This window comes from Cohnella sp. GCM10027633 (assembly GCF_042675445.1).
GTDB lineage: Bacteria > Bacillota > Bacilli > Paenibacillales > Paenibacillaceae > Cohnella.
Window position 1 is genome coordinate 53,082 of the sequence record NZ_JBHTGV010000021.1, and the last position, 10,683, is coordinate 63,764.

At 59.9% G+C, this 10,683-nt stretch carries 10 protein-coding genes; 8 read left to right on the top strand and 2 right to left on the bottom strand.

Translation table 11 applies throughout. The annotated features are described in order from the left end of the window. The first annotated feature begins 4 nt into the window (after positions 1 to 4). Positions 5 to 691 carry an SCO family protein gene (locus ACFQZG_RS26735; protein ID WP_378157785.1) on the top strand — a complete coding sequence of 229 codons (687 nt, stop codon included), beginning with the start codon at positions 5 to 7 and terminating at the stop codon, positions 689 to 691. Positions 692 to 756: 65 nt separating this feature from the next. On the opposite strand, the gene ACFQZG_RS26740 is transcribed toward ACFQZG_RS26735, so the two are convergent. Then, the gene (locus tag ACFQZG_RS26740) at positions 757 to 1,122 is read right to left on the bottom strand and encodes a ribonuclease M5 (RefSeq protein WP_378157786.1); all 366 of its coding nucleotides are present in this window, start codon (positions 1,120 to 1,122) and stop codon (positions 757 to 759) included. Between the two features lie 420 nt (positions 1,123 to 1,542). Continuing rightward, the gene (locus tag ACFQZG_RS26745; RefSeq protein WP_378157787.1) at positions 1,543 to 2,757 is read right to left on the bottom strand and encodes an MFS transporter; all 1,215 of its coding nucleotides are present in this window, start codon (positions 2,755 to 2,757) and stop codon (positions 1,543 to 1,545) included. A 177-nt stretch (positions 2,758 to 2,934) separates the two neighbouring features. Here ACFQZG_RS26745 and ACFQZG_RS26750 point away from each other — a divergent pair, with 177 nt between their 5' ends. From ACFQZG_RS26750 to ACFQZG_RS26780, 7 genes are all read left to right on the top strand, one after another. Further along, positions 2,935 to 3,390, top strand: coding sequence for a hypothetical protein (locus ACFQZG_RS26750; protein WP_378157788.1), 456 nt, complete (start codon positions 2,935 to 2,937; stop codon positions 3,388 to 3,390). 6 nt (positions 3,391 to 3,396) lie between these two features. Further along, a complete protein-coding gene (locus tag ACFQZG_RS26755) occupies positions 3,397 to 4,533 on the top strand; it encodes a transglutaminase domain-containing protein (protein WP_378157789.1) in 1,137 nt (378 codons plus the stop codon). 43 nt (positions 4,534 to 4,576) lie between these two features. Continuing rightward, positions 4,577 to 6,703, top strand: coding sequence for a peptidoglycan D,D-transpeptidase FtsI family protein (locus ACFQZG_RS26760; RefSeq protein ID WP_378157790.1), 2,127 nt, complete (start codon positions 4,577 to 4,579; stop codon positions 6,701 to 6,703). A gap of 177 nt (positions 6,704 to 6,880) precedes the next feature. Further along, the gene (locus tag ACFQZG_RS26765; RefSeq protein WP_378157791.1) at positions 6,881 to 7,825 is read left to right on the top strand and encodes a metal ABC transporter solute-binding protein, Zn/Mn family; all 945 of its coding nucleotides are present in this window, start codon (positions 6,881 to 6,883) and stop codon (positions 7,823 to 7,825) included. A gap of 18 nt (positions 7,826 to 7,843) precedes the next feature. After that, positions 7,844 to 8,629, top strand: a complete 786-nt coding sequence (locus tag ACFQZG_RS26770) for a metal ABC transporter ATP-binding protein (RefSeq protein WP_378157792.1) — start codon at positions 7,844 to 7,846, stop codon at positions 8,627 to 8,629. 4 nt (positions 8,630 to 8,633) lie between these two features. Continuing rightward, positions 8,634 to 9,584 (top strand): metal ABC transporter permease, encoded by a 951-nt coding sequence (locus ACFQZG_RS26775; protein ID WP_378157793.1) that lies wholly within the window; start codon positions 8,634 to 8,636, stop codon positions 9,582 to 9,584. Continuing rightward, on the top strand, positions 9,581 to 10,462 hold the full coding sequence (locus tag ACFQZG_RS26780) for a metal ABC transporter permease (protein ID WP_378157794.1): 882 nt from the start codon (positions 9,581 to 9,583) through the stop codon (positions 10,460 to 10,462). Before ACFQZG_RS26775 ends, ACFQZG_RS26780 begins: the two co-directional genes overlap by 4 nt. Positions 10,463 to 10,683: the final 221 nt, after the last annotated feature.

Here is a 10,683-nt window from a genome sequence, read left to right on the forward strand (position 1 = left end):
CGTAATGGATCAGGAACGCAACGACAATCAATCGATCGAAGAGCAGGTAGGCGTCGCGCCGGTGATGGGGAACCGCACGTTCCTGCAGCGCTACGGCTTTCCGCTCGTGCTGGTCGCCTTGTGCCTGGTGCTCGGCGGTTACTTGCTGATCAGCCAGAACAAAGCCGAGGAGCTGCCGGTATTGGAGAAGGGCACTCCATTCTCGTTCACGGATACGGCAGGCAACAACGTCACGTTGGAGAACACGAACGGCAAGGTCCGCCTGCTGTACTTCTTCTTCGCGAACTGTCCGGACGTATGTCCGCCGACGACGGCGGTATTGTCCCAGGTTCAGGACGAAATGAAGAAGGAAGGGCTGTTCGGGGATAAGGTGGAGTTCCTGTCCGTGTCCATCGATCCGACGCACGACACGACGGAAGTGCTGCTCGATTACGCGGATACGTACGACGCCGACTTGTCCGGATGGAAGTTCTTGCGCGGGGACGAGGCGGCGACGCACGAGATCGCGAAGAAGTTCGGCGTTCTGGCGATGAAGGATCCGGAAGGTAACTATAGTCATTCGAACACGGTCGTGCTGCTCGACAAGAACGGCGACATCCGGGAATGGATCTCGGGCATGGACTTCATCGGGCAAGGCTCGGAAGAGCTGGAACCGAAGGATATGGTCGATATCGTGAAGAAAATATTGTAGTTCGCGAGGAAATAGAAGAAGGACGACGCTGCTCGGCTGCGCCGTCCTTTTTGTATGTCGTCGGACTATTCCTTGCCCTTCGGCCATGCCGCGAGCGAATCGGGATAGATAATGTACGCCTCGAGCCCGGCTTTCTCCAACTGCTGGATCAAATACTCCTCGGGGGTTCCTTCGACGCCGTTATAGCCGCGCCGCGTGTAAATATGCTCGGCATCGGGGAAGACGTCCCGCAGCATGCCGCGAATTCGTCTTCCGGACGCGTCCGGATCAGTGAACAGATACACCTGCTTGTCGCCGACCGCCCTGCGAAGCGTCTCGATTCGGTCCGTACCCAGCGTACCGAACGTGCACAAGATCGGAATCTCGTCGGACAAGACGCGGGATAGCCGGGTACGGTCGTTCTTTCCTTCTACGATGATCGCTGCATCCATGGCAAGTTCCCCCCGATACGATTGGAATGAAGGTGCGAACGGAAGTCGGTTCGTCTATCCATTGTACCACGGGGCTTGTCCGCATATGAATCGGCTCGCGTCCAAGGGCCGGCTGGCGGCCCTTCCGTGCGGCGATGACGGAGCGCGCGGCTGCGTAAGCTTAAGTTATTCGTTAGCTACGTTCGCTTAGTAGCCTGCGCGAAGGACGATGACGAGCAGAATGAACAGGACGAGAACGATCGTCGTGCTGGCACCGATAACGGAAGACATGTGCGTTCACCCCTCTTCGGCAAGCTGAGATGAAGCCACGCGAAGCGGTTGCCGCTCGGGCGTAGGCTTACGACAGCATATGCCCGAGAGGGGGACTCGACGTGTGCGTATACCCAGTAAGGCCGCAATGAGGCGGATGGCCCTTAGCCTTCAAGAACCCGGAGCGTTCGGCGCGGGGGGCTTCGTCGACCAATTCATATGGAAGACGGGGCGCGGGAATAGGAAGATCAGCGCCGTCATGAGACCGAGGAACGACAGGAAGTAAGGCGAGAACGAATCCCGTGCCGCTCCGGCCGCTACGGGTCCGAGGAACGAGCCGATCGAGAGGGCGATGGATAGCGCCGAGAACGTCCTTCCGTAGCGGGACGGCCCGCTTAGCTGCAGCATTAAGGAAGTCATCGCCGGGAAGATTACGCCCTTCGACATGCCGATGACGAACAGCAGCGCGAGGAGCGGAACGGGCCAGCCGGCGGCTAACCCGTAGTAAGCGACGGCAAGAAGCATGACGCCCGCGATCGTGCGGGCGTACGGCAAGTAGCGGTTCAAGAATAGCAGGCCCAGCGTAGCGAGCGCGCCAAGGCTGACGACGGAGAAGAGCAAGCCGGTCGTCATGATCTCGGCGCTCGACGTTCCCCTGAGCGGCAGCTCGAAGGCGAGGATGCCTTGGGCGAACGCCATGCTGATCGGGAGCAAGAAGACGGACCAAGGGAATGCCCGCGACACGTGCGGAGCATCTCCTGCCGGAAGCGGCTGAGCGGCGTGTGCATGCGCGTGCGCGTGGCCGAGCGGCGGCGAGCCGGCAGGCTTCGCCGGAACGATCTTCGGCTCGCGGACGAATAGGATCGAAGACAGCCCGGTCGCGAGCAGGATCCATCCGAGGATGGCGAACGAGCGGCTGAACCCGATCGTCGCGGCGAGCCAGGCTCCTGCCGCCGGAGAGACGACGGACGCGATCGTATGGACGAGGCCGTTGCCGGCCATCAGCTTGCCTTGATGGATGTGGTCCTTGGCCAGCCTGGCGAGCAGAGACATGCAAGCGGGAGACAAGAAGGCGAGCACGAAGCCGCTGACGGAGCGAATGTAGAGGAGCTGCCACGGATCGTCGACCTTCGATTGGAGAATGAGCAGCAATCCGGCGCCCGCCAAGCTGAACATGATGAACAGGCGGCTTCCGAGCCGGTCTACCGCATATCCCGCGATCAGGTTGCCGGGCAGATGCGTCAGAGAATACATGCCCATCACGAGACCGATGAACGAAGGAGCGGCGCCGAGGGAGACGGCGAACGGCGTTAGCATCGGATATTGCGCGTGGAGATCGAAGAAAGCGACGAACAGGAACAAGTAAAGCCACACGGCGGTTCTCATCGATGGCCAAGCCTCCTTACAGGGTTCGAAGTACCTTGTCCGCGATGCGGCCTATCCTACTTGTACGTGACGGAATGCCCGGTTATGACGACCTTGGGATGCGTTTACGCGGTATTGTTCCGTAAGGTATAATAGGAGGAATGCTAATTACTAGATCTCTCTGTTGGAGGAGATACGATGAGTTTCGATAGCGAATACTGGAGTCAGTTCCTGCAAGACAATTGGATGATCGCCGCCGTCGTCATACTGGCCATCATCGTCGTCGTCAAGCTCGTCAAAACGGTGATGAAATGGGTGCTCGTCGCGGCGATCGTCATCGGCTTCGCGGTGTACGGCGGCTACAGCATAGACGACCTGAAGGAAGTCGGCAGCAAGGTGTCCGAGATGGGCGACAAGGTGACGGACGAACTGAAGGACCAAGCGATCAAGACGATGGCGGGCGAAGCGGCCGAAGCCAAGTACGTCGATAACGCGGACGGTTCCTATTCCATTACGACGTCGAATCTGGAGCTGAACGGCGTGCCGAATACCGGCAAAGTGTCCGTGAAGCTGCGCGGCGTATCGCTCGGCAATTGGGATATGGAAGGACAGGTCCGCGAATTCGTCACCCAGTCCCGCCAAGCGGCGAAGTAAAGATCGATGGAAGGAAACGGCTTCGGTATGGTGGACGCGAACGTCGTAACGTGGACATTGCTTCTCGTCGTGGCGGTTTCCTTCTATATGGGCATCAGGCGAGGGGCGTCGGGCTCCGCCAAGCAATTGCTGACGTTCCTGATCGGCGCGCTCGCGACCGTCGCCGCGATCATCGCTTCGGCGCTCGCGGCGGCGGCGCTGTCTCCGCTCCTGCAAGCGAGGTTATCGAATTGGGGCGGCGCAGACCCTGTCGCGGACGCTTCCCCGCTCGCGCAGACGGTTCGCGCCGTCGCCGCGGGTCTCCGCGATTTGCCGCTGCTCCGCTTCTCCGTCCTGTTCCTGATCGTCTACGCGCTGTTTCGGCTGCTCGCCGGGCTTATCGTCAAGGCGCTGTCGACCGTCGCGACGCTTCCGCTATCGGCGCTGCCTTCCGGCGGAACGGTAGGACGCTCGGTCGGCGGCTTCATCGGCGCCGCGATGGGAGCCGGCCGCGCGCTGCTGCTCACGGCGGTTCTATTCGCGTATTGCGCGATCTTCCCGAAAGCGCCGATGACCGATTACATCGAAGAATCCGGGCTGTACCGCGAGGTGGCGGCGCAAGTGATTCGTCCGGCGACGGGTTCTTTGCTCTCGGACCGTCTGCCGGTGTTCGCTCAGTCGGTGAACGAGGAATTGACACAGCTATGGCAGCGCAGGTACGACGTGATCGACGCGGAGCTGCCGCAAGACATCGTCTTGGCTGCGGTCGCGGTCACGGAAGGTTTGAAGAGCGACGAGGAGAAGGCCGAAGCGTTATACGATTGGATCGGAAGCCGAATCGCTTACGATTACGAGAAGGCGAACGCCTATACGACGCGCGGGGAGTGGCGGGAACAAGATCCGGAGGCGACGTTCGCCACGCGCCGAGGCGTATGCATCGATTACGCCCGATTGTACGCGGCGATGGCTCGAGCCGCCGGTCTCGACGCGAGAGTCGTCACCGGCCTCGGCTACGACGGCCGCGGCGGATACGGTCCGCACGCGTGGAACGAAGTGTATATGACCGAACAAGACCGGTGGGCGCCCTTGGATGCGACCTGGGCTCAGTCCGGCGACTGGTTCGACGTCGCCGGGTTCGCCGATACCCATATCGAGCAAGCTTGAACGTTAGCAATATCGCAACGACCGCTACAAGGAGTGAACGAAATTGAGAAACGAGATCGGCGGGAGCAATTCGACCGAGGAAGCGCAGAAGCGGGAGATTCGGAACCGAAGACATTTCAGCTTCCGGCTGAACGTGTTCTTCTTCTTTACGTTCTTCGTCTTCTCCCTGTTGATCGTCCGGCTGGCTTACCTGCAGTTCGTGGAAGGGCCGACGCTGAAGGAGAAGGAGCACGCGCTCGGCAACCGTTCGGTGCCGGTGCCGCCGATCCGGGGCAATATTTACGACGACCAAGGCAGTCCGATCGCTTACTCCACATCGACGCAATCGTTGTATTATACGTTGGATATAAAGACGAAGGAAGAAGAAGGCCGGGCGTTAGCGGAGAGGATCGTCGGCGTGTTCGAGCGGTTCGGAGACAAGACGAAGAAGCCGCTGACGGTGGACGACGTGTTCGAGGATATGGACTTGAAGAGCAAAGTATCCTACTCCTATATGCCGAGGCGACTCAAGTCCGGCTTGACGAAGGAAGAGATTGCGTACTTCTCCGAGCACCGGGAACAATTCAAGGGAATCGACGTCGTCGAGGAGAGCATCCGGCAGTATAGCACCGACAGAATCGCCGTTCAGCTCGTCGGTTATATGAAGAAGCTGAAAGGCGCGATGGTGCTCGACAAGTACAAGGACATTCAGGAGAACGCGACGGAGCCGATGCTGAAATACCTCAGCGAGGAGGAGGTCGGCTTCGACGGCTTGGAGTTCATGTACCAGGACGAGCTTCGCGGGTACAACGGCGTGAAGGAGTATCCGGTCAACAAGGACAGCGAGATCATCGGACCGGTGAAGCTGACGAAGCCGATCAAAGGCGAGAATCTGTTCCTGACGATCAACAAGGACATCCAGAGCGCGACGCAGCGCGCGATTACCGAGCATATTCAGAGGATCCGCACGTCCACGAACAAATGGGAGAGAGCGGAGTACGCGACGACGGGGTATGCGGTCGCGATGGAGGTCGAGACCGGCAAGATCGTCGCGATGGCGAGCATGCCGGACTACGACCCGGACGTCTGGCAGGGCGGCATTAGCCAGAAGGACCTCAAGGCGATCGAATTGTATCAGTATAACGGCACGATTCGCACGGCGCCGGCCGCGATCGAGGACGACAAGGAGCGTGCCAACCATCCGTCTTCGCTCGTCTATCTCGGATCGACGCAGAAACCGCTGTCCATCCTGATCGGATTGAACGAGAAGCTGTTCACGCCGAACGATAGATATAACGACATCGGTTACTTCCAATTCGGACGGGTAGGGCACGAAGTCAAGATTTGGAACTCTCAGAACAAAGCGAACGGTAGCATCAACGCTTCCCAGGCGCTCGAGAAATCTTCCAACGCGTTCATGTCGGCGATGGTCGGAAGCAAGCTGGTATCGACGAAAGGCAAAGAAAGCCTGGATATATGGGATAATTACTTGAAGCAATTCGGTCTAGGCGTCACGACGGGCAGCGGCTTGCCGAACGAGTCCGCCGGCGTCATCGACTATTATCACGAAGCCGAAACCGCGAGTAATCAATCCGCCATGGTTCGTGCATCGTGGGGCCAACAGGGACGTTACACCGCGCTTCAGCTCGCCCAATACGCGGCGATGCTGGCGAACCACGGCAAGCGGATGAAGCCGCAGTTCGTGAACGAGATCAAGGACGTCGACGGCAACGTCACGCAGCCATACCAATCGGAAGTGTTGAACACGGTCGATTTTCCCGAGGAGTATTGGGAGACGATCGAGAAGGGCATGTCCAAAGTTCCGGTGCAAGGCTTCGAAGGCGTGCCTTACACGTTCAACCGGAAGACCGGTACGTCGCAGCAGGACGTCGGCAAGCGCGCCAAAGTCGAGAACGCGGTGTTCATCGCGTACGCTCCCGCAGACAAGCCGAAGCTTGCGGTCGCGGTCATCGTGCCGGACGGCGGTTTCGGCGCCTACGGCGCCGCGCCGATCGCCCGCAAGATCTTCGACGCGTACGACGCGAAGTACGGCCTGGACGGCACGCCGCGCCAGCCGGTCGTGCAGACGCCTCCGGTTACGAACGAGACGGGCGGCGACGAAGGGAACGACGTCACGGCCGACAACGCGGCCGGTCAACCGCCCGCGGTCCGCGACGACGAAGGAGAATAAACGATTCGAGCAGTCCGTTCCTGAAAAAGGGGGCGGATTTTTTTCGAATAAATGTTGCATCAAGTAAACATTTTTGTATATTATAAAAAAAGAGGCGCAAGAGAAAATGTTGGGCCCATAGACAACACATTTGTTGTTAGGCAATTATCATAGCGAGAAGCTAACGAGGTGGTAACGATGAAAAATAAACCTTCATCCGTCAAACGATTCATCTGGTTGCTCGTCTTCCTGACGGCGTCGGTCTCCCTGTTGACCGCCTGTTCGACGACGAAGGACGCGTTCGAGCAACCGGATCGCCTTCACGTCACCGCCACGATCGGCATGATCTCGGACGTCGCGAAGGAAGTCGGAGGAGATCGGGTCGAAGTGATCGGTCTCATGGGGCCCGGCGTCGATCCGCATCTGTATAAGGCGTCGCAAGGCGACATCGCCAAGCTCGAGGACGCGCGGTTGATCTTCTACGGCGGCCTGCACTTGGAAGGCAAGATGACTGAAATTTTCGAGAAAATGAGCTCGAAGAAAACGGTCGTTCCCGTTACGCGGGACATTCCGGAGGAGAAGCTGCACGAAGTCGCGGGAGGCGCGCATGACCCGCACGTCTGGTTCGACGTCCGGCTGTGGATGAGCGCGACCGAGACGATCCGGGATACGCTGGCGAGCGAGGATCCGGAACATGCCGACGAATACCGCGCCCGCGCGGAAGTCTATCTCGGAAAGCTGAAGGAACTCGACGAATACGCGCGGGCGCAGATCGCGACGATTCCGAGAGAAGGTCGGGTCATGGTGACGGCGCACGACGCGTTCGGATACTTCGGCGCGGCGTACGACATCGAGGTCGTCGGGCTGCAGGGGATCAGCACGGCGGCGGAATACGGCTCCAAGGACGTCACTTCGCTTCGCGACATGCTCGTCGAGCGGAAGATCAAGGCGGTGTTCGTCGAATCGAGCGTGCCGAAGAAGTCGATCGAAGCCGTTATCGAGGGCGCGAAGAAGCAAGGGCACGAGGTGAAGATCGGCGGGGAGCTGTTCTCCGACGCGATGGGCAAGGCAGGGACTCCCGAAGGCACTTATATCGGCATGGTACGCCATAACGTAGATACGATCGTGAACGCGCTGAAGTAACGAGAGGAGAGGGACGATATGACAACGAGAACTCCGGCGGAAACGCCGCTTACCGTGACGGGAATGACCGTCGCTTATCAGAAGAAGCCCGTCGTGCGGAACGTCTCCTTCGCGATTAACGAAGGCGAGCTGATCGGGATCATCGGACCGAACGGAGCGGGCAAGTCGACGCTGATCAAGGCGATTCTCGGCTTGCAGCCGACGCTCGCGGGGGAAGCTTCGATCTACGGGAAGCCGCTGAAGAGTCAGCGGAAGCTGATCGGCTACGTGCCGCAGCGCGAATCCGTCGACTGGGATTTCCCGACGAACGCGCTCGACGTCGTCATGATGGGACGCTACGGGCATCTGGGCCTGTTCCGCAGACCCGGCGCGAAGGAGAAGGCCATCGCGATGGAATGTCTGGCCAAGGTCGGCATGGCGGATTACGCCGGCAGGCAGATCAGTCAGCTGTCGGGCGGTCAGCAGCAGCGCGTGTTTCTAGCTCGAGCGCTCGCGCAAGACGCGACGATCTACTTCATGGATGAACCGTTCGCAGGCGTCGACGCCGCGACGGAGAAGGCGATCATTACGCTCTTGAACGAATTGAAGCGGCAAGGCAAGACGGTTCTCGTCGTCCATCACGACCTCGCGACGGTCGAGGACTACTTCGACTCCGTCATGCTGCTGAACGGCGAATTGATCGCGTGCGGTCCAACCGCATCGACGTTCACTCCGGAGCTGCTGCAGCAAACGTACGGCGGACGACTGGCATTCGTCGGAAAGAACGAGAGCGGCTCGGCCGCCGTCATCGGAACGGGAAGGTGATCGCATGCTGAACCTGCTTACGGATCCGAACCTGCAGTGGATATTGCTGGGGAGCATGCTGCTCGGCTTAAGCACGGGCGTGATCGGGACGTTCTCGTACTTGCGCAAGCAGAGCCTGATCGGCGATACGTTGGCGCATGCCGCCTTGCCGGGCATATGCATCGCGTTCATGCTGACCGGCGTCAAGTCCGTCGTCGTCTTCATGATCGGGGCGATCATCGCCGGCATGATCGCGACGGTCGGCATCGCGCTCATTACGCGGCACTCGCGCATTAAGCCGGACGCGGCGATGGGGATTATATTGTCTTTATTTTTCGGAATCGGCATCGTGCTGTTAACGCGAATCCAGCATAGCTCGTACGGCAATCAGAGCGGATTGGATAAGTTCCTGTTCGGGCAAGCGGCATCGATGACGGCCGACGACGTCTATACGATGGGAGGCGTGGCGATCGTACTCGTCGTCGCTTGCGCGCTTCTGTTCAAGGAGTTCAAGCTGCTGAGCTTCGATTCGGGCTACGCGAGAGGGCTGGGCTTCTCGGTGAGCACGTTGGAGCAGCTGCTGCTCTGGCTCGTGACGGTCGCGGTCGTCGTCGGCATTCAAGCGGTAGGCGTCGTGCTCGTCGCCGCGCTGCTGATTACGCCCGCGGTGTCCGCAAGATACTGGACGGATCGGCTTGGCGTCATGACGGTGCTGTCCGGGTTGTTCGGCGCGCTGAGCGGCGCGGCGGGCACGTGGATCAGCGCCGGCACGGAGAACTTGCCGACCGGTCCGCTTAGCGTGCTGACCGCGACGGCGGTGTTCGCGATATCGGTGCTGTGCGGACCGCGAAGAGGATTGCTGGCGAAGGCGTTGCGCCGTCGAGGCGCGAAGAAGGACTGGGCGGCGGGGAGCCGGCAGCTCGGGATTTCCGCCATCGACCCGGCGGGAGCGAAGGAATCGGAGGTGTCGGCATGAGCGGCATGTGGATTATCATCACTGGGGCGTTAGTCGCGACTTGCTGCGGCATTCTCGGTTGCTTCCTCATCCTGCGCCGCATGGCGCTCATCGGAGACGCGATCAGTCACTCGGTATTGCCGGGAATCGTCATCGCGTTCCTGATCAGCGGCTCGCGGGATTCGTTCTTCATGCTGCTCGGAGCGGCGCTCATCGGGTTCGTGACGGTGTTCCTCATCCAGCTGTTCCAGAATAGCGGCGTGCAGAGCGACGCGTCGATCGGCGTCGTGTTCACGGCGATGTTCGCGGCCGGCGTGCTGCTCGTCAGTCTGAACGCCCAGCAGGTCGACCTCGACTTGGATTGCGTGCTCTACGGCGAGATCGCGTACGTCGGATGGAATCCGCTCGTGCTCGGCGGAGTCGAGCTCGGTCCGAAAGCCGTCTGGCTGCTCGGATTCACGCTCGTCGTCATCGCCTTGGTCATCGGGTTGTTCTACAAGCAATTCAAGATTTGCGCCTTCGATCCGGCGCTCGCGGCCGCCCTGGGCATTCCGGTAGCGATCTTCCATTACACGCTGATGGGTCTCGTCTCGATGGCGACCGTCAGCTCGTTCGAGAGCGTCGGGGCGATTCTCGTCGTCGGACTGCTCATCATCCCGCCGGCGACCGCGTATTTGCTGACCGACCGTCTCGGCGCGATGATCGGTCTGAGCGTCGCCGTCGGCATCGTCAGCTCGACCGGCGGATACTTCTTCGCCGCGATGATCGACGCGTCCATCGCGGGCTGCATGGTGTGCGTGGCGGGGCTGTCGTTCGTGCTCGCGTTCTTGTTCTCGCCGAGACACGGCATCGTGACGAGAAGACGCCGGCGGATGGTCGCGGCGCGGGAAGCGGCCTAACTTCGGCAGCTATCTGTTTGTGCGTGGAACGTTAGCGGCACGTGGTGCCGCTAGCGGGTCAAAGGGGCAGGAGAGCGGCGATTTAACGGCGCGTGTGCAACTAGAATAAAAAGTGGACACCTCATAAGCGCAAACAGATAATAAACTCAACAAGAATTAAGAGGTGTCCGGCATGAGTGAGAGAAGACAGCATTACAACGAAGAGTTTAAAGAACAGGCGG

Bases quoted from the DNA above. Each gene is read 5' to 3' on its own strand.
- ACFQZG_RS26735 (WP_378157785.1), top strand. From the start codon at position 5: ATGGATCAGGAACGCAACGACAATCAATCGATCGAAGAGCAGGTAGGC.
- ACFQZG_RS26740 (WP_378157786.1), bottom strand. From the start codon at position 1,122: ATGGATGCAGCGATCATCGTAGAAGGAAAGAACGACCGTACCCGGCTA.
- ACFQZG_RS26745 (WP_378157787.1), bottom strand. From the start codon at position 2,757: ATGAGAACCGCCGTGTGGCTTTACTTGTTCCTGTTCGTCGCTTTCTTC.
- ACFQZG_RS26750 (WP_378157788.1), top strand. From the start codon at position 2,935: ATGAGTTTCGATAGCGAATACTGGAGTCAGTTCCTGCAAGACAATTGG.
- ACFQZG_RS26755 (WP_378157789.1), top strand. From the start codon at position 3,397: ATGGAAGGAAACGGCTTCGGTATGGTGGACGCGAACGTCGTAACGTGG.
- ACFQZG_RS26765 (WP_378157791.1), top strand. From the start codon at position 6,881: ATGAAAAATAAACCTTCATCCGTCAAACGATTCATCTGGTTGCTCGTC.
- ACFQZG_RS26770 (WP_378157792.1), top strand. From the start codon at position 7,844: ATGACAACGAGAACTCCGGCGGAAACGCCGCTTACCGTGACGGGAATG.
- ACFQZG_RS26775 (WP_378157793.1), top strand. From the start codon at position 8,634: ATGCTGAACCTGCTTACGGATCCGAACCTGCAGTGGATATTGCTGGGG.
- ACFQZG_RS26780 (WP_378157794.1), top strand. From the start codon at position 9,581: ATGAGCGGCATGTGGATTATCATCACTGGGGCGTTAGTCGCGACTTGC.